The sequence below is a fragment of the Acinetobacter sp. IK31 genome (genome assembly GCF_035615195.1).
GTDB lineage: Bacteria > Pseudomonadota > Gammaproteobacteria > Pseudomonadales > Moraxellaceae > Acinetobacter > Acinetobacter calcoaceticus_C.
In genome coordinates, this window is record NZ_JANBOB010000001.1 from 114,039 (window position 1) to 134,178 (window position 20,140).

Here is a 20,140-nt window from a genome sequence, read left to right on the forward strand (position 1 = left end):
AGAAATAAAGCGTAAAACTTGAATATAAAAACTATAAACATAACCATTAATTGAGGAATGTATAATAATGCTCAAAACTCAAATCATTTGTATTGAACTGAATAATGACTACTTTAACGTGTTTTAAAGCCTATGATATCCGAGGCAAACTCGGCACCGAATTGAATGAAGAAATTGCCTATAAAATTGGCCGTGCTTATGGACAGATCTATAAACCAAAGACTGTGGTAGTCGGTTGTGATATTCGTCTAAGCAGTGAGTCTTTAAAACAAGCGACCATTCGCGGCCTAAATGATGCTGGTGTGAATGTGCTTGACTTAGGCATGACGGGTACTGAAGAGGTCTATTTCGCCGCTTTTCATTTAGATGTACAAGGTGGTATTGAAGTTACCGCTAGTCATAACCCAATGGACTATAACGGTATGAAACTGGTACGAGAAAATGCTCGTCCAATTAGTGCAGATACAGGTTTAAAAGAAATTCAGGCTTTGGCAGAAACCAATCACTTTGAAGAGGTTAGCCAAAAAGGCACTACTCAAAGTTATAACATCTTGCCTGAATTTGTTGAACATTTACTCACTTATATTGAACCAGCAAAAATCCGCCCATTAAAATTAGTGGGAAATGCGGGTAATGGTGCAGCTGGTCACGTCATTGATGCCATTGAAGAAAAATTCAAATCGCTTAACGTACCTGTTGAATTTATCAAAATTCACCATGAAGCAGACGGCACCTTCCCAAATGGGATTCCTAACCCAATTTTAATTGAAAACCGTGACAGTACCCAAAATGCTGTACTTGAGCATCAAGCAGATATGGGAATTGCATGGGATGGCGACTTTGACCGTTGTTTCCTGTTTGATGAAAAAGGTCAGTTCATTGAAGGCTACTACATTGTTGGCCTATTAGCTCAAGCTTTCTTAATTAAACAACCTGGCGAAAAAATTGTTCATGACCCACGGTTGGTTTGGAACACCTTTGATATTGTTAATCAATACAACGGCGTTGCTGTACAGTCAAAGTCTGGTCATGCCTTTATTAAAGATGTCATGCGTGAACACAATGCCGTATACGGCGGCGAAATGAGTGCCCATCACTACTTCCGTGACTTTGCTTACTGCGACAGCGGCATGATTCCGTGGTTACTCACCGTTGCCCTACTCTCGGAAACTGGACAATCCCTCTCAACTCTGGTTGAAAATATGATTGCCAAGTTCCCTTGTAGCGGTGAAATCAACTTTAAAGTGGAAAACACACAAACCACTATTCAAAAGATTTTTGATTACTACGCAGAACAGCAACCACAAATTGATCGTACCGATGGCGTAAGCCTCGACTTTGGCGCATGGCGTTTTAATGTCCGCGCATCCAACACCGAGCCCTTACTACGTTTAAACATCGAAAGTCGGGCAGACCGCCACGCTCAGCCTATGCAACATTATGTAGACGAATTGACAGGATTGATTCAGAACTAATCCATAATAAAAAAGGAGCGATTCGCTCCTTTTTTATTGGTATTTAATTATATCCATTAGGATTTTGTTTCTGCCAGTTCCAGCTATCAGCAAGCATATCCTCTAGGCTATATTGTGGTTGCCAACCCAACTCAGCAACTGCACGGCTATTGTCTGAAAAAGAAGTCGCAACATCGCCAGCTCGACGTGCTACAAACTCAAAGACTACAGACATACCATTAACTTGTTCAAAGGTGTCTTTAACTTGCAAAACAGATGAACCATTACCTGTACCGATATTCCATGCTCGGCAACCTTTCGACTGTAATCGGTTATTTAAAGCACACAAATGCGCATTCGCTAAGTCAACCACATGAATATAGTCACGTACACCAGTGCCATCTACTGTGTCATAGTCATTGCCATAAATGGACAATTTTTCACGGCGCCCCACGGCAACTTGAGTCACATACGGCATTAAATTATTTGGAATACCTTGTGGGTCTTCACCAATACGCCCACTCTTATGTGCACCTACTGGGTTAAAATAACGAAGCAATGCGATTGACCATTCTGGATTAGACGCCGACAACTTTTGCAATAACTGTTCAACAATCAACTTAGTATAACCATAGTTGTTACTTGGCATACCTGTTGGCATATCTTCGTTTAGAGGAGAAGTATTGGCTTCATCATATACAGCAGCAGACGAACTAAACACTAGTGTATAAACTTTAGCCTTTACCATCGATTTAACCAGTTGAATGCTACCTGCAATATTATTATCAAAATAAATGAGCGGTTTTTCTTGGCTTTCACCAACCGCTTTTAAACCTGCGAAGTGAATAACAGCATCAATTGAATGGGTCTGAAAAACACGATCAAGTTCATCTGCATTACGAATATCGCCCTGCACAAAAGCTAAACTTTTTTGGGTGATATCTTGAACTCTATTTAAAGACTCTTCTGAACTATTCGAAAGATTATCAAAAACAATGACTTCATGCCCTGCATCTAATAACTCGATACAAGTATGGGAACCTATATAACCTGCGCCACCCGTGACTAGAATTTTAGCCATCTACCTTTCCTAACAATATTTTAATTAACCCCCGTGTCGAGGCATCAAGTTTTGAAAAATCATTTTGAATACCATTTAAAATCGGAAGTAGCTGATCGGCAATCTGTTTACCTTTTTCAACGCCCCATTGATCAAACGGGTTAATATTCCAAATTACAGACTGAACAAATACTTTATGTTCATATAAAGCGATCAGCATTCCTAGATTATACGGGTTTAATTCTTTCAATAATAATGTAGAACTTGGTTGATTACCTTCATATTGCTTATAAATTGGTAAATTCTCTAATTCAGTCGAATCTAAAGCTTCGTTACCAAATGCTAGTAATCTTGACTGTGCTAAACAGTTTGAAAGTGCAAGATGATGTTGTTCGACTAGAGCTTCTGCATTTTCCACATAAGTAAAATGATCTGCATTATAACGTTGTATCGGTGCAATAAAATCACAGCTTACCGCTTGAGAACCTTGATGTAACAATTGATAGAAGGCATGCTGGGCATTTGGTCCAACCTCACCCCATATAATAGGGCAAGTGTCTAACTCAACCTTTTGTCCATTGCGCTGTACAGATTTACCATTAGATTCCATTTCAAGCTGTTGCAAGTACGCAGCAAAATATTTTAAACGCCCGTCATAAGGTAATACCGCATGGGTATGAATATTTAAAAAGTTATTATTCCAGATACCTATCAACGCCATCAAAACCGGAATATTTTGATCAAAACTCGTATTCTGAAAATGCTCATCAACTGCATGAGCCCCTGCTAAAAGTTGCTGAAAACCTTCCACACCAATCGTCAAGGCTATAGGTAAACCGATACAAGACCATAGAGAATAGCGTCCACCTACCCAGTCCCACAGTAGTAGCTGGTTTTCAGGTGCAATTCCCCATTCTGACATTTTGTCAGCTTTTGTAGATACGCCAATAAAGTGACTTTTTAACACACGAGCATGTGTTCCTAATGCTTTTTCAAGCCACTGACGCACCGTTTGAGCATTTGATAAAGTGTCAATCGTACCAAAAGACTTAGATGAAATAATAAATAAAGTTGTTTCAGGACGAAGTTGATGGAGTAATCCTGATAACTGGCTACCATCCATAGTAGACACAAAGTGAACATTTAAAGGCTTAGCCGTTTTTACTTTGAAATCAGACAACGCATGAGTGACCATTTGTGGTCCTAAATCAGAACCACCCACCCCAATATTTACAACGTCTTGAATCACCTCACCAGTTGAACCACGATATTGTCCTGCATGGATTTTTTCCACTAAGGCATACATACGTTGTAACTGGTTATGAACTTGTTCTGTTAAATCTGGGAACTTCGAATAGTCAGCAGGTAAACGCAATGCCCAATGCATTGCTTCACGTTGCTCAGTACAATTAATTTTATTTTGTGAAAAAAGGCGATTAATCCATTCAGTTAAATTTTTAGTATTCGCGAGAGCTACTAATTGTTCCAAAATATCTTTGGTTAAGCGGTGCTTACTATAATCAAAAAATAATTGATCAAATTTTACAGAATAATTTTGAAAACGATCTGGCTCTAAAGCAAACAACTCTTTTATATGTAATTTTGAGTTTTTTTCACCTAAAGTTTGCAGATGAGCTAAAGGTGAGACTAATTCCTTTGGAAATTGCTCAATTGATTTACTCATAAGCGACCTACTCCTTCATAAGCAAAACCTTTCGCCTTTACATAAGCCGGATCATAAATATTACGCCCATCTAAAATTAAAGGATGTTTCATTAACTGTTGTAGTTGCTTAAAGTCAGGACTCCAATATTGCTTCCATGCAGTGACTAGACATAGTGCATGAGCATCTCGTACTGCCTCATATTGATCAGTACATAAAATTAAATCTTCACGATGCCCATAAGTTGCAGCTATTTCATCTAAAGCTTGAGGGTCATGCAGACGTACTATTACACCTTGCGCCCATAATGCAGCTAATAAAATATGAATTGGTGAATTATGTATATTTGAAGTGTTCTCTTTAAAGGATGCACCCCAAATCGCAACTGTTTTACCGTTTAGGCTACAGTGATAATAATTCCATAACTTACGGAATAAAATTTCTTTCTGCTGCTCATTAATCGCCCAAACTTGTTCCAAAAGGCGGCTTTTTGTTCCAGTTTCAGACACAGTGCTCGAAAGTGTTAAAATATCATGCGAAAAATTCTCACCGCCAAATCCTACGCCTGGCGATAGATATGCAGCACCAATACGTGTATCCGCCGCTATACCATGCTTTACATTCGCAATATCAATACCTAACTTTTCGGCAACCATAGCCAAGTCATTCATATAACTAATACGGGTAGCCAACATGCCTGAAATACTAAGTTTGGTGAACTCAGCATCTAAAATTGGCATAAATAAATATTGATAACTAAATTGGAAAAAAGGACGCAATAACTCTTGCATAGTTTCACTTGCATCTCTAGATTCCACACCGATAATGACATGCTTTACATTTAATACGCTGTTGATGGCATTACCTTCTTGAATCACATCAGGAAAGTAAACCCACTCATCTTTTGGCAAATGCTGTTTTAATTTTTCTGTACCGTGCAAACCAAAAGTAGAACCATTAATCATTAAACGTGGGTGAACAATTGGTCGTTCACTCAATTTCTCAACTGTTTTTAATGCAAGTTCAATTTGTGTTGGGCTAAAACAGAATAAATAAACTTCAATATCTAAAGGAATCTCAGAAAAAGGGCTCTCTTTTAAGAAACCCGCTTTTCGCTGTTTGTTTAAATAATTATTTACGTCTTGATCTTGATACGAAAGTACAGAAATATTTTCTTCACAGGTGACACTTGTACACCAGTAAATTTGATTACCATATTCAGCTAATAACGCTGCCATCACGCCGGCATGTAACGTTGTTCCAAATACTGCGATTTTCATTGCACACCTGATTTTTTGTATTTTATAGATTTCTCTTCCCTTTACAGGAAGAGAATATACTGCTCAGCTACTATATTCAGTAGTTTTTACAAATACTTAAGCAGAACTACAAAACTTTATAATTTAAGTTCTTGAATCAGCTGTTTAAATTCCAATCCTAACTTAGGGTGTGCAACACCATAGTGTAGTACAGCTTTCAAATAGCCAAGCTTGCTGCCACAGTCAAAAGTTTGGCCTTGCATCCGATAGGCTTCAACGGTATCAGTTTCTTGAAGCATCGCGATCGCATCAGTTAACTGTATTTCATTGCCCGCACCTTTCGGTGTATTTTCCAAAAGCTGCATAATCTTAGCAGGTAAAATATAACGCCCCACTACAGATAAATTAGAAGGTGCAGAACCTATAGCAGGCTTTTCGATAATTCCCTGCATAGCAATACTTTCACCCTCATTCGGGCTCTGCTTTACATCAACAATTCCATATTGATCTACAAGATGATCTGGTACTGCCTCAACCATGATTTGAGCAGCTTGACTGGATTCATAGCGTGAAATCATACGCGACAGATCATTTTGCCCTGAGTTATCCTGAACTAATACATCTGGCAATAACACAGCAAAATCATCTTGCCCAACAATACTTTTCGCACATAAAACAGCATGCCCCAAACCCAAAGGTTGAGGCTGCCTTACACTTATCACACTCACATGAGAGGGAATGATGTGCGTAATTTCTTCAAGTAAATCGAATTTTTTCTTTTGCTCTAGAGTCGTTTCTAGTTCAAAGTTTCGATCAAAATAGTTTTCAATTGATGCCTTAGATGAATGAGTTACCAAAATAATTTGCTCAATTCCGGCTTCTACAGCTTCACGCACTACATATTCAATTGCAGGACGATCAACCACTGTGACCATTTCTTTGGGAATTGACTTACTTGCTGGTAAAAAACGTGTACCTAATCCCGCTACAGGTAAAACTGCCTTTTTAATCACACATTCACTCTCTAATTAACCATAATATCTTTACTACGTTTATAACCATCCACATAGTGTTCGAGTTGACATAGCGCCCAATCAATATCTTTTTGAACAGCAGTCATGTTATTAACCCGCTCAAAAACTTCTTGAATCTCTGTAAGAGGATAAAACTTTTCAAATGATCGAAGAATTCTACTGTGCTCGGTGTATTCAGTATTTTCTTGATCAATTAATAATTCTTCATAAAGTTTTTCACCTGGGCGTAATCCGCTGTAGTGAATTGCGATATCCCCTTGCTCTGAGTCTTGTTCACGCACAGTTAAACCACTTAAAGAAATCATTTGTCGAGCTAAATCCTGAATACGGACAGGTTCACCCATATCAAGTAAAAAGACATCTCCACCTTTACCTAGAGCACCAGCTTGAATAACTAACTGAGATGCTTCAGGAATGGTCATAAAGTAGCGTGTTACATCTGGATGGGTCACAGTAATAGGACCACCTTTTGCAATCTGATTTTTAAATAAGGGAACTACAGAGCCTGAAGAACCTAATACATTACCAAAACGTACAATACTAATTTGAGTTTGCTTTTGAGCTTCAGCCATTGCCTGACAATAAAGTTCGGCCATGCGTTTTGAGGCGCCCATAACATTGGTTGGACGTACGGCTTTATCAGTCGAGATTAGAACAAATGTCTCAACACCCTTTTTCACAGCTGCATTTAAACTATTCGCTGTTCCAATCGCATTGTTCTTCAGACCAGCAATAGGGTTACATTCTACTAAAGGTACATGTTTATAGGCCGCGGCATGATAAACAGTCTGTACACTATATTGCTCAATAATACGTTCTAATTTTTGTTGATCCTGAACAGTACCTAAAATTGGAATAATTTCACATTGAGCACTTAGGCGTAATTCTCTATCAATGCTGTAAAGAGCAAATTCCGTAATTTCATAAATGATCAACATTTTAGGTTGATTTTTAATAATTTGTCTACATAACTCCGAGCCAATAGAACCACCAGCCCCTGTTACCATTACGATTTTATTATGAATATTTTTTGCAAGTAAATGATCTACAGGTGGTACTGGATCACGTCCCAATAAATCAACAATGTCTACTTCACGAATATCAGCAACTTTTAGTTCACCATCAACTAACTGAGTAAGGCCAGGAAGTTCCGTAATTTTAAGATGTGCAGGTTCTAACTGTTGAATAATTTCACTTTTACGTACGCGACCTACTGAAGGTAATGCTAATAAAATTTCATCAGTTTTATATTTTTCAAACCGTTGTAAAGCTTTTTCTAAAGATAGTACTTTTAAACCGCCAACCATATGGTCTTGCAAAGAACTATTATCATCAATGAAGAAGACAGGTAAATGGTTGCCAGAACGATAAAGCACAGCTGCAATTTGCTGACCAGCATCACCTGCACCATAAATTGCGATACGCTTTCTCTCTTCCCCTGTGAGTAATGCAGCTTTTACAATGAAACGGATAAATGCACGGCTACACCAAATCCAGCTAAACATTAAGAAACCAAACATCAATGGAATTGAGGTTGGAACAAAAGCTGCCGAGAATGCATTTAGGCTATATAAAACAACTACCATCAGTGCAACAGCAAGCGCTAATTTTGCAATAAAGGCTTCGTTAAAAGTACGGACAATAAAGCGATATACCCCTGTTACCATTAAACTTAAAATAGCCACGATAGTAACGATGGCTACTCCATAGTTAATGCCTGGAATAACCTCAGCACCTAAGTCAAATAAACGGAGGGCGTAACAAAACCACAAAATAACAGGAAACGCAAAAAGGTCTACAAGAACCAAAAAACATTGTTTGGCGAGTCTTGGGGCAGACGCAAACTGATAAATAATCTTTTTCACAATACTCTTCTAATCGTTCTAGTAACCGTGCGATATTTATACTCATTTCTCATATAACTAGAAATAAAATTTACGCAGCGGTTACATAACTTTAAATCAGATCATAATTCAAAAGAAAGCTATGTGAATAGCTTCATATTTTTATGATTGTATAGCTCTATTAACGGCGTTAATTGCAAGAATTGTTTTTTCTATACTATCTTGGCTCAAAGTCGGATGTACTAAGAACATTAAGCTTTTTTCACCTAATTGCTGTGCATTTTCCAAACGTTTTTCTGGGCGCCATGGGGTACCATCAAATGCATGCTCTAAATAAACTTCCGAACAAGAGCCACTAAAGCAAGGTACGCTTTGCGCATTAATTTCTTGCATTATACGATCACGTGACCAACCCTCTGGCAACGCCTCTAAATTTACTTGCACATAACATTTATAATATGCATGAACATAATCATCTGAAGGTATGTGAACGCTAAAGTAAGGAGAATTTTCAAACGCTCTTAAAATCTTTTCTGCATTTTCAGTACGCTTTTGTGTCCATTCAGTCATTCGTGTTAACTGAATTCGACCAATAACGGCTTGCATTTCCATCATGCGCCAGTTGGTACCAAATGAGTCATGCAACCAGCGGAAACCTGGAGGGTGCTGTTTGTTATAAATACTGTCATAGCTTTTACCATGGTCTTTATATGACCACATTTTTTTCCAAAGCACCTCATCATTTGTGGTGACCATACCGCCCTCACCACCAGTTGTCATAATTTTATCTTGGCAAAAAGACCAAGCAGAAATATGACCGATTGACCCTGCAGCTTTACCTTTATATTTTGCACCATGAGCCTGTGCGCAATCTTCAATAACATAGATGCCGCGCTCAGCAGCAAGTTGCATAATCGGATCCATATCGCACATCCAACCAGCCAAATGTACACAAATAATTGCTTTTGTATTTGGTGTAAGTACAGCCTCAATCGTACGTCGTGAAATGTTTTGAGAATCTAATTCTACATCTGCAAAAACAGGATTAGCACCAGCGGTTACAATTGAACTTGCTGAAGCAAGAAAAGTACGAGACGTCACAATAACGTCATCACCTACACCAATATCTAAGGCTTTTAATGCAACATCCAACGCAACAGTTCCATTTGCCAAAGCGACCGCATATTTTGTACCAGAAAACTCGGCAAATTCTTTTTCAAAAATTCTACATTCTTGGCCAGTCCAATAATTTACTTTATTTGATAGTAATACATTTTTGACTGCGTCAGCTTCTTCTATAGTAAAACTTGGCCATGGTTCAAATGCAGTGTTTAACATTTTGATTTCCTAATAAAAAATATTTCTTACTTACTTTCTTTCTAAAATTCTGGCAGGGTTACCGACAACTGTTACGCCAGCTGCTACACTCTTAGTTACTACAGCACCCATACCAACAACAGCACCTTTACCAATTACTAAAGGCTTGTCAGGTGTACCTTGTTTAATGACGGCTCCTGCACCAATGTAGGCATGATCTTCAATACGAATATTGCCATTACATTTAACGCCTGGAGCAAATGTAACGTAGTCACCAATCACACAGTCATGCTCAACATAACTGTATAAATTAGCATGAAAACATTTACCGATTTTTATATTTGATGTAATTGAAACAAAAGGACTTAAGGCCGCACCTTCACTTATTTCAACGTTATCCATCATTACTGTATTATCAGCTTGCACAGACCAAAGTTTAATACCATCAGCAATCAACTGATTAGCAATTTTTTCACGAATTTGACTATTCGCAATAGCAATTAATACATACTTATTCGAGCATTCTATTGTTTTAAAAGTTTGATAGTTAACAGCTGTATGCCCGTTTACTATCTTTTCTTCTTGTAAACTATCATCAATAAAATAAATTTCTGCTGCAATACCCTGTCGTTGGAGCTGTTGTCTTGCAACAGGCATCAGACTGCGACCACAGCCTGAAGCACCATAAATCGCATAGATATGGTTACTCATTTATCTGCTTCCGACTTTGAACCTGTAAACTTGGTCATCGTCGCTTCACCAGCTTCATTAATATCATCTTTAGCGATTACTTTTTTAACAGTTTGCAGCATAATTTTAAAGTCTAACCAAAGCGATCTATTTTCAACGTACCACGTATCAAGTTTAAACTTTTCTTCCCAGCCAATTGCATTACGTCCATTCACCTGAGCATGACCAGTCATTCCTGGACGTACATCATGACGCTTTGCCTGTTCTTTATTATAAAGCGGCAAGTACTCCATCAGTAAAGGTCGTGGGCCAACAATACTCATATCACCTTTAATCACGTTCCAAAGCTCAGGCATTTCATCCAAACTGGTAGAACGAAGCATTTTACCAAATGGCGTTAGACGCTCACTATCTGGTAAAGGATGACCCTTGGCATCTGTTGCATCTTTCATAGTTCGAAACTTAATCATTTCAAACGGCTTCCCATGTAAACCTGGGCGAACTTGGCGAAACAATACTGGCGAGCCTAAGTTTTTTTTCACCTTATATGCAACATAGAAATATAATGGTGAGAGTAAAATAAGAGCAATAGAAGCAATAACAATATCCAGTAAACGCTTTAGCATATTATGCTCCTGTTACCCAGTCAGAGAACTTTTGAGAAAGAATGGATCGATTAAATTGTTCTTTAGCAACTTGCTGACCATTTTTACCCATCTGATTGAGTTGCTCACGTTGATCCGCAGCTTGTTCCAATGCATCAGCAAAGGCTTTTGGATTTTCAGGTGGCACAGCAAACCCACATCGTTCCTTTATAATTAACTCAGCTAACCAACCTGGATAGTTATTTAGGACTGGTAAACCTGCCGAAATATAGTCAAAGAATTTGTTAGGAGATGTACCATAATAAAAAGCTGGAACATTCGCTAAAATTTGCAAACCAATATCTGCGCTTGCCATAAGACCAGCCAATTTTGCTTTGTTAACGGGATCATGAAAAACTACATTATCTAATTGAAGCTTTTCAGCTCGCTCCATCAATGCTTTTTTCTGCATACCATCACCTACAAGAACAAGTTTAATATCTGTTCTTTGACGGTCTTTCAACTCTACAGCTACATCTAACACAGCATTCAAGCCATTTGCTAAGCCATGCGTCCCTGTAAAAATTGCCATCAAGTCTGCTTCTTCCACGCCTTCAGGGCGCCATGATTGGTGATCAGAAGCAAAAATGTCTAAATCACACCCATTAGGAATAGAGGCTACTTTTCCTGGTGCAATACCACGTTTGATTATGCCATCCACAATTCCAGGGGATAGACCAATTAAACGATCAGCAGAATGATAAGAAGTCCACTCAAGTACTGACATCATCCATAAAACAATAGGATTTTTTATCACCCCCATAGCTTTCGGAAGTTCAGGCCATAAGTCACGCACCTCAAAAATAAAAGGTTTCCGACGTAACCATTTAGCAAAAATACCTGGAATGCCTGCTGTTAAAGGTGTAGTTGTTGCAAAAACAATATCGTATTGCTCTGTGAAAGCAACTTTAATTGATTTAAATGCAAAACTTAAAAAAATTAGAATTCGTTTTAAAAACGATAAACTATTTGAATAAGGCAATTCAAATTCAATAATATCAATACCATCCACTACACCGCGGCGCACCCCCTTATTAAAAGGTTGGGTTAAACCAGTCTGTCCAGCACCAAAAGAACCACAAACCATAGTGACTTGATGCCCATTGCGAATCAATGATTGAGCCATTGCATAAGAACGAATCCCAGCTGACCCTTTTGGCGTAGAAAAATGTTGATGGAAATATAAAATTTTCATTTTTTCTCTTTTACTCAAAACCGCTTAAATAATTCATTTTAAGTCCTTAATTACTTATAAAATCCCCTTTGTATCAACTACAAATTTAGGATTTATTTCATATAAGCCTTTTTTGAATTCTTTATGTTCTACTAAAATTAGATGAATATCGGCTTTATTTTTTTCTTCTAATTGAATAAGCTGAATATTTGAAGGCATATTTACAGGCATATTATCAATATTTGGTTCAATTGCTAAAATATTTAAACCTTGTTGTGCTAACTGTTTAGTAATTTCTAAAGCGGGACTTTCACGCAAATCATCAATATCAGGTTTAAATGCTAAACCATAACATGCAATAGTGACATCCTGAATAGACTTATTTGGATTGGCTTGTAAAAACTCTACAATTTTAATCTTAACTTGATCAATTACCCATTCAGGTTTCGCATCGTTAACTTCACGTGCAGTTCGAATTAAACGCGCTTGCTCAGGCGTTTTAGCAACGATAAACCAAGGATCGACAGCAATACAATGTCCACCTACACCTGGGCCTGGCTGTAAAATATTTACACGTGGGTGACGGTTCGCTAAAGAGATTAGTTCCCAAACATTAATACCTAATTTATCACAAATAATTGAAAGTTCATTTGCAAAAGCAATATTAACATCACGGAAAGAATTTTCTGTTAACTTGCACATTTCCGCTGTCCGGGCATTTGTTTCAATACACTCACCTTTTACAAAGATTTTATATAACTCACAAGCCGCGGCTGAACAACGTGGTGTCATCCCTCCAATAATACGGTCATTACTAATGAGTTCTTGCAAAACTTTCCCTGGCAAGACACGTTCTGGACAGTGTGCAACTAAAATATCTGCCTGTTCACTATGTGTTTGAGGAAATGTTAAATCCGAACGCGCATCAGCTAGCCAAGCCGACATCTGCTCTGTAGCCTCTACAGGAGAGGTTGATTCTAGAATCACCAAATTACCAGGTTTTAAAAACGGTGCCAAAGCTTTTGCCGCGGCTTCAATATATTTTAAATCAGGTTGATAATCATCTTTAAATGGTGTAGGAACAGCAACAATATAAGCATCTGCTTCTGTTGGTACCATTTGAGCTGTTAATTTAGATTGTGCGACGACATCACGTACTAAAGCATCTAGATCTGGCTCAACAATATGAACTTTACCTTGGTTGATCATATCTACAGCATGTTGGTTCACATCCACACCTGTTACTTTTACTCCATGCGCCGCAAATGTTGCCGCAGTCGGTAAACCGATATAGCCAAGACCAATTACACAAATATGTTTAAATGAATTCTTCATAATCAATACTTTTTCAAAATCAGGTGGTTAAATTCAAACTAAATTTATTTTCAAAAAATCAATAATCTGCTGACAAGCAGTACCATCGCCATAAGGATTATGTGCGGAAGCCATCTCAGCATAAAGCTTTGGATCTTCAAGCAGCTGCGTTACCAACTCCTCAATTCTATTTACATCAGTACCTACTAGCCTTACAGTTCCCGCTTCAACAGCTTCTGGACGCTCAGTTGTATCTCGCATCACTAAAACTGGTTTACCCAAAGAAGGGGCTTCTTCTTGAATTCCACCTGAATCAGTTAAAATTAAATAGCTTTGATTCATCAAATAGACAAAAGGTAAATAATCTTGGGGAGCTATCAGGTGAATATTAGAAATACCCGTCAAAAGCTCATTGACAGGTTGTTGTACATTCGGATTTAGATGAACAGGATAAATAATCTGTACATTAGGATACTTTTTGGCTAAATGCGCTAAAGCAGTACAGATATTTAAAAAACCTTGTCCAAAGTTTTCACGACGGTGACCTGTTACTAAAATCAATTTTTTACTTTTATCAAGAAAATTGAATTCCTGTTCAAACTTTTGTATTAATTGTTGTTCTTGTTCTACTTTGTTTTTTACTTGTAATAAAGCATCAATAACGGTATTACCAGTCACAACTACGTTTATGGGATTAATATCTTCTTTAATTAAGTTATTGTAAGAAGAATTAGTTGGAGCAAAATGATAGTTTGCCAAGACTCCTGTTAATTTTCGATTAGCTTCTTCAGGCCAAGGTGAGTATAAATTTCCCGTCCGCAAACCAGCCTCTACATGGCCAATTTTTATTTTGTGGTAATATGCAGCCAATGAAGCTGCAAATGTGGTTGCAGTATCACCGTGTACTAGAATTAGATCAGGTTTCCATATTTCAAACACCTGATCTAAACCTTTTAATACACTAGAAGTTATATCAGATAGGGTTTGTCCTGGTTTCATTAAATTTAGATCAAAATCTGGATTTAATTGGAATAAATCTAGTACTTGATCTAACATTTGCCGATGTTGTCCCGTTACACACACTTTCGTTTCAAAGTTATCATTATCCTCTTGCAATTTAATTGCTAGAGGTGCCATCTTAATAGCTTCTGGTCTCGTACCAAATATTAATAAAACTTTTTGCACCTGAAATAATCCTTTTAATGAATACATGAACAACCATCAAAATTCCACTCTATAAAGCAACTTTAAACTATCAAAAAAGCTTATTGATTTTTAATAAAATCGCATTTACAGAATAAAATTTCACCGTAACGATTTAAAATTTAATCCTAGCCTTTTTATTACTGCTAATAACCTTGTCAAATATAATAAAAAATTATATTGAAATGGTGATTTCAAATAAACCAGGGTGAAATTCCACATAATTTTAAACCCACTCATAATTTCATGTATCATTTTCATTTGCTTTCTTGATGCAGAGTTTGGTCTAAGTCTACGATAGTAAATAACATCTGGTGAAGTAGACATTATATTTTTAATATTTTTAGATATTTCAAACATAAATAAAGCATCTTCACTTTTATCAAGATTTAAATTAAAACGATTTGTACCTATAAGCTGTCTCGGTATTAATTTAGAACATGAATTTGATAAATATTTCCTATAAGTAATAAGGCTTTTTGATTTAAAATCATGCTTAAAACTTAAATAATCTTCAATCAGAACATCCTGACTTTCTTTAAAACCAAATACATTAGAAGTAACTATACCATTGCTATTAGCACTAAAAAGCAATTCCTCTAAATAATTTTCACTCAATAAATCATCATCATCTAAAAACAAAATATAAGGATTAGATGTTTTTTCTAAACCTAAATTTCGAGCATTTGATACGCCTTTTTTTTCTGTATATATAAAGGAATAATTAAAAGAAAATTTGCTTAACTTTTCTTTAATATTAGAATAATAAGGCTCTTTACATCCATTCAGAATAATAGTAACTTTAAACTTATCAAATGAAATTTTTTGTTTTTGAATAGATTGCAAAGTTTCTATAATATAGGTATCAGGCTGATACGTTGGAATAATAATATCTATAAACATACTAAATCTTCTTATCCAAATTATATTTAGAAAATAATACAATAAGTGCTATGAGGATAAAAAAGCGAGAACTTGCATAATCTGCTCTCACCATTCCAGTTATTAAAAGATCAAAAAACAAAGCATAACAAATAAATTTTTGAAGAATATCAGTTGAAGATCTTTTAATTAAAAGAAATATTTTGACAAAAATACCCAAAAACAGGCACAAACCAACAATACCCATTTCTACAATCACATCAACTAAAACATTATTGGATGTTTCAAACATATTATAGTTAGTACGTAGGGCAGCAAATTTAAAATTAGTTACTCCATATCCAAAAAGAATTGTTAATATATTTGAGTTTAAAAATGTATTTATTACCTCAAAAATTGTTTGAAACCGTACATCTTCACCAATATTTTCTACTCGACCAAGAACATAGCCAATATTTTTAAATTTATCTAATGCACTTACTATAAAAAATAAACCGGCTACTAAAAAAATAGACACAAAAGTCACATATGTTCTATTTTTAAAATTTGCCACTAGAATTAAAGCTAATCCTAAAGAGCTCAGTGCACTTACATAACCTGAGGGTGAAAAAGATAATAATAAAACTAAAGTCCCAATACAGAAAAAAATGAATTTATTTATATTTCTTTTAAATATAATTAATGAAAGTATCATAAAGTCTAAAACAAAAGGGACAAAGAAGCTTGGTTCCGCTGCAATTCCTGTTAATCGCCCTTGAATATCATAGTCACTTTTACCAACACCATGAACCATACTTCTTGTTTCAAAAGGGAATGACCCTATCCCCAAATATAATGATAATGCCTGCCAATAGCCTGTTAAAATCAGTATAAAACAACCTAATGCATAAAAAAAAGCCATTTTTTTGGGGTTAAAGTATTCGGTATTATAAGCAGATAAAGAAACAATAAACCAAGCTAACATTGAAAATAAAATTACATTTAGAATACGCCCATACATATTAATTTCTTTAAAAGAAAATATAGAATTATCTAATATATATACAGCTAAAAAACCCAAAAAAGTGGATAACAATATTGCTAAATAATAGTTATTTATTATTTTAAAAAAAGACTTATCTAATATACTTTTTGTGTAAATAAAAATTGAAATAAAACTAAAACCAATTAGTGCAAAAAAGTAATTAATCATCCTTGAATTTACATCAAAAGAGACTGCCAAGAAAGATGTTGACAAGAAACAAAGTAGTAACAAAGATATCATTTTTGATATATTCAAAGGTGTCCCTCACTTACTTAATTGACATTTCCTCTTGCATCTTTAAAACCAGAGTGAAATATTAAGACAATTATACATTTATTTTTAAAAAAAAAACTTAAACAATAAAATTAATAACAAAAAAGTTATTAAAAACTACATATTCATTCTTACTCAAAAAAGGATTTATATTCCATAATCATTATCTTTAGATTACTTAACCCTAGTAAACTTCAATAAAATCCACCTAAGCTTCACTTAAAATATTTAAAAATTGATTTTTATTATTTTTTGATGAATTTTTTAAACTTAAATCTTGGCTTTTTAATCTTAGCTCTCTCATCAAATTATATTCTTTAGAAATTTTAGTAAAAGCATCAACTAACGTAAGTTCATTACCTTGCTCAACTAAAATCGAACAATCCTCATTAAGAATCTGTCTAAAAATTGGGTTATCCCAAGCAACTATTAAATTACCAGAACACATTTGCTCAAGTAAAGCATTAGAAAGCCCCCCTCCTCCCATTGAATTACTAGAAAAAGTTAGTGCAACAGAAACATCTATATTTTTTAAAAAATCTGGCATTTCCTGATTATTTATTCCATTAATAAACTCTACATTCTCCTCTTGTTCAACCAATTCTAAAATATTATTCATATAACTACCCTGACCAACAATTTTAAAAGAAATATTATTACTTCCTCTTTTATTAAATAATCTAATAGCATTACAAAACTTAATAATACCTTTATTTTCTTCTAACCGTCCAATAAAGGCTATTGATATTTTACCTTCCTTAGGTATTACACTTATTTCATTAAACCACCTATCAGCATTTACTCCATTATTAATCACCTTATTAGCAATACCAATATTAGAATAAAAAGCACCAGTATCCTTACCATTTGTTAAGACGCAATCAAAATAAAATTTAAGCAGTATATATTCAATAAAGATTAATGGCAGTCTTAGAATTTTAGTTTTCATTCCAAATTCTCGACGACTAATTGTTCTTAACCATATAATTTTTTTTCCCCTATATAAAATAGGAGGATAACTAAAAAAACAAGCTAGCATTTCATTTAAACTACCTACAGCTACAACTTGTGAGCTTCTCTTATTTCTTCTAATCATCAAGAAACATAATTTCAAAATAAATAATAAGGTTAAAGGTACAAAACTTTTAGCTCCTAAATCAATTTGATGATTTTCAATGAGATTACCTCCTTTCATATGAAAATCAACCATATTTTCTGGTTTTAGTTTCAATGAATAAAGCACAACCTGCAATTTATCTTGATCTGCCTTCATTTCATTAAAACAATTATTAAACCAAGTCTCCCTTCCTCCATCAGCAAATCCAAATTTAGAAAGCATAATCATATCTATTTTCACTTTTGGATCTCCTTGATTTCCTTAGCTGGAACTCCACCAATTACAACATAACCTTTTGTAAAGCTTTTGGTAACCACTGCTCCAGCAGCAACAATTGTATTATCTCCCAATTCGACTCCTGGTAAAATAACACTATTCATTCCAATCCAACACTTTTCACCCAATTTTACATCTAACCCTTCAGTATGAGCATCTAAATCTGTTAATTTATGATTTGCTGTAATAATTCCTACATTTGGTGCAATATAAGTTCCTTTACCTATGTAAATCTTACCTTTAAAGTTTTGAAAGTAGGTTCCAGGTGATTGAAAATTATTAATATCATCTGGATGAAAATAAATATTCTGATCATTTGATACTTGACAAGTAAGAGCTGTTGGAAAACACTTTGGTTTACTTAGTCTTAATATATTTTTAACCCATATAGATCTTAAAGCAAAAATATAACCTTCAAAACTTTTATCGAAATACCTACCTGTTAAATATTTTTTATCAAAAAAAAGTCTCAAAAAAAGTTTTACTAATGGTGTAATTTTCCATAGTATAGTTTTTAAAAATTTTTTCATAAACCAAACCCTCTTAAAAAAATAACCAATATTAAAACCAATCCACTTACAACACTTAATAATGGCAGAGTCTTTTTTACTAAAAAAATATAATTTTTAAAATTTAATTTAGCAGCTTTTGAAAAAACAAAAAAACATATACCATAAAAGATAGCACTACAAATAGTATAATTTTCCAACAAATATCTTGGATCTATATTATATTGTGCATATAATGCACCTATTTTCAAAACAAAACCAAATACTGTTAAAAATAAAATTTCTTTTTGCTTTCCTGAAATGTGCATAATCATGGATATAGGCGAGGATAGCAATTGAAAAATAAACCATGGAATCATCCAACTGATCAATATCCCGACGTAAGCCCATTCATTGCCAAAAATATACTTTACAAGTAGCGGGCTAACTACACCTATCACTATTAAAATACTTACTCCATATTTTAATAAATCCATCAATACATTTACAGTATATTCACCAATTTCTCCTTTTTCTAGAGCTTTGGGTGCTTGAGCTAAATAGACCTGTGAAACAGCCCCACCAATAAAACGCATTGGAACAGCCATAATTTGCATTGCTAGCATTAAATAACCAGCTTGTGGACCTTTTGCTAGTGCCGCAATAATAATAAGTGGTAATTGAATGCCAGCTGCGTTTGCTAAACCCTCAAATGTAGAATATTTAGGGAATTGATCATATTTCTTAAAAGTTTGCTTTAATTGGCTAAAACTCACACTTCTTAAAAATTGATTTGTTTCATAGTAGAAATTAACTGCTAATTGTTTAATACCTGCTGAAACCTTTATAATTTGCCCTAAAATTAATCCTATACTTGAAAACCCCATTACCCCCATAATAAGTTGTATAGAGGTTCCACTAAGAGATTGTAATACTCTGGTCTTTGCAATTAATTTAAATTGTTTTTTTCGTGTTATCCAATATTGTAATGTATTATAAATTCCAGAAAAAAATAATCCTATAGGTAAAAGCCATATTAATTTTGAAAAACCAGGTTGCTTCAATATAATAATAATTTCCGCGTGAAACAGCCAAATTATTAAAGCAACTAATAAACTTATAATAGAATTACTAATTAAGGAAAGCAAAACTAAATGAACAGCTTCCTTATCATCTTCTGGTATAGAAATAGCAATTTCAAATCGTAAACAGCTTCCAACCATCAAAGTCATAAGAAGTGAAGTATAAACAGCAAATATAGCAAATTCTGCTGGATTATATAGTCTTGTCAATATTGGCAAAGTTAATATTGATACTCCTTGAGCAAAAGCTGTTCCTCCTACCAAAACAGAAACAGCTTTCAAAAAGCCTCCTTGAGCATTGAGCTTATTATTAATCTTTACAAGAAGGCTTTTCACAGTTTA

General features: G+C 34.9%; 17 protein-coding genes. 1 reads left to right on the plus strand and 16 read right to left on the minus strand.

Annotated elements, in window-relative coordinates; genetic code table 11:
• Positions 1 to 104 precede the first annotated feature (104 nt).
• The gene (locus tag MSG66_RS00550; RefSeq protein ID WP_324651439.1) at positions 105 to 1,475 is read left to right on the plus strand and encodes a phosphomannomutase CpsG; all 1,371 of its coding nucleotides are present in this window, start codon (positions 105 to 107) and stop codon (positions 1,473 to 1,475) included.
• Positions 1,476 to 1,518: 43 nt separating this feature from the next.
• On the opposite strand, the gene galE is transcribed toward MSG66_RS00550, so the two are convergent.
• From galE to MSG66_RS00630, 16 genes are all read right to left on the minus strand, one after another.
• A complete protein-coding gene (gene galE, locus MSG66_RS00555; protein ID WP_324651441.1) occupies positions 1,519 to 2,535 on the minus strand; it encodes a UDP-glucose 4-epimerase GalE in 1,017 nt (338 codons plus the stop codon).
• Positions 2,528 to 4,198, minus strand: coding sequence for a glucose-6-phosphate isomerase (gene pgi, locus MSG66_RS00560; protein ID WP_324651443.1), 1,671 nt, complete (start codon positions 4,196 to 4,198; stop codon positions 2,528 to 2,530). Before pgi ends, galE begins: the two co-directional genes overlap by 8 nt.
• Positions 4,195 to 5,457 carry a nucleotide sugar dehydrogenase gene (locus tag MSG66_RS00565; RefSeq protein WP_262473627.1) on the minus strand — a complete coding sequence of 421 codons (1,263 nt, stop codon included), beginning with the start codon at positions 5,455 to 5,457 and terminating at the stop codon, positions 4,195 to 4,197. Before MSG66_RS00565 ends, pgi begins: the two co-directional genes overlap by 4 nt.
• Before the next feature lie 116 nt (positions 5,458 to 5,573).
• Positions 5,574 to 6,449 (minus strand): UTP--glucose-1-phosphate uridylyltransferase GalU, encoded by an 876-nt coding sequence (gene galU / locus MSG66_RS00570; protein ID WP_324651445.1) that lies wholly within the window; start codon positions 6,447 to 6,449, stop codon positions 5,574 to 5,576.
• A gap of 11 nt (positions 6,450 to 6,460) precedes the next feature.
• Positions 6,461 to 8,335 (minus strand): nucleoside-diphosphate sugar epimerase/dehydratase, encoded by a 1,875-nt coding sequence (locus MSG66_RS00575; protein WP_324651447.1) that lies wholly within the window; start codon positions 8,333 to 8,335, stop codon positions 6,461 to 6,463.
• Between the two features lie 141 nt (positions 8,336 to 8,476).
• A complete protein-coding gene (locus MSG66_RS00580; RefSeq protein ID WP_324651449.1) occupies positions 8,477 to 9,652 on the minus strand; it encodes a DegT/DnrJ/EryC1/StrS aminotransferase family protein in 1,176 nt (391 codons plus the stop codon).
• Positions 9,653 to 9,682: 30 nt separating this feature from the next.
• Positions 9,683 to 10,342, minus strand: coding sequence for a NeuD/PglB/VioB family sugar acetyltransferase (locus MSG66_RS00585; RefSeq protein ID WP_324651451.1), 660 nt, complete (start codon positions 10,340 to 10,342; stop codon positions 9,683 to 9,685).
• Positions 10,339 to 10,947, minus strand: a complete 609-nt coding sequence (locus MSG66_RS00590; protein WP_324651453.1) for a sugar transferase — start codon at positions 10,945 to 10,947, stop codon at positions 10,339 to 10,341. Before MSG66_RS00590 ends, MSG66_RS00585 begins: the two co-directional genes overlap by 4 nt.
• Before the next feature lies 1 nt (position 10,948).
• On the minus strand, positions 10,949 to 12,160 hold the full coding sequence (locus MSG66_RS00595; protein ID WP_324651455.1) for a glycosyltransferase family 4 protein: 1,212 nt from the start codon (positions 12,158 to 12,160) through the stop codon (positions 10,949 to 10,951).
• 54 nt (positions 12,161 to 12,214) lie between these two features.
• The gene (gene wecC / locus MSG66_RS00600) at positions 12,215 to 13,474 is read right to left on the minus strand and encodes a UDP-N-acetyl-D-mannosamine dehydrogenase (protein ID WP_324651457.1); all 1,260 of its coding nucleotides are present in this window, start codon (positions 13,472 to 13,474) and stop codon (positions 12,215 to 12,217) included.
• 33 nt (positions 13,475 to 13,507) lie between these two features.
• Positions 13,508 to 14,638, minus strand: coding sequence for a non-hydrolyzing UDP-N-acetylglucosamine 2-epimerase (gene wecB, locus MSG66_RS00605; RefSeq protein ID WP_026057182.1), 1,131 nt, complete (start codon positions 14,636 to 14,638; stop codon positions 13,508 to 13,510).
• Positions 14,639 to 14,758: 120 nt separating this feature from the next.
• Positions 14,759 to 15,559: a glycosyltransferase family A protein gene (locus MSG66_RS00610; RefSeq protein WP_324651460.1), complete on the minus strand. Its 801-nt coding sequence runs from the start codon at positions 15,557 to 15,559 to the stop codon at positions 14,759 to 14,761.
• Between the two features lies 1 nt (position 15,560).
• A complete protein-coding gene (locus MSG66_RS00615) occupies positions 15,561 to 16,817 on the minus strand; it encodes an O-antigen ligase family protein (protein WP_324651462.1) in 1,257 nt (418 codons plus the stop codon).
• A 226-nt stretch (positions 16,818 to 17,043) separates the two neighbouring features.
• Positions 17,044 to 18,192 (minus strand): glycosyltransferase, encoded by a 1,149-nt coding sequence (locus tag MSG66_RS00620; protein ID WP_324651464.1) that lies wholly within the window; start codon positions 18,190 to 18,192, stop codon positions 17,044 to 17,046.
• Positions 18,189 to 18,758, minus strand: coding sequence for an acyltransferase (locus MSG66_RS00625; protein WP_324651466.1), 570 nt, complete (start codon positions 18,756 to 18,758; stop codon positions 18,189 to 18,191). The genes MSG66_RS00620 and MSG66_RS00625 overlap by 4 nt, the downstream gene beginning before the upstream one ends.
• Positions 18,755 to 20,134, minus strand: coding sequence for an oligosaccharide flippase family protein (locus MSG66_RS00630; protein WP_324651468.1), 1,380 nt, complete (start codon positions 20,132 to 20,134; stop codon positions 18,755 to 18,757). The genes MSG66_RS00625 and MSG66_RS00630 overlap by 4 nt, the downstream gene beginning before the upstream one ends.
• Between the last annotated feature and the right edge of the window lie 6 nt (positions 20,135 to 20,140).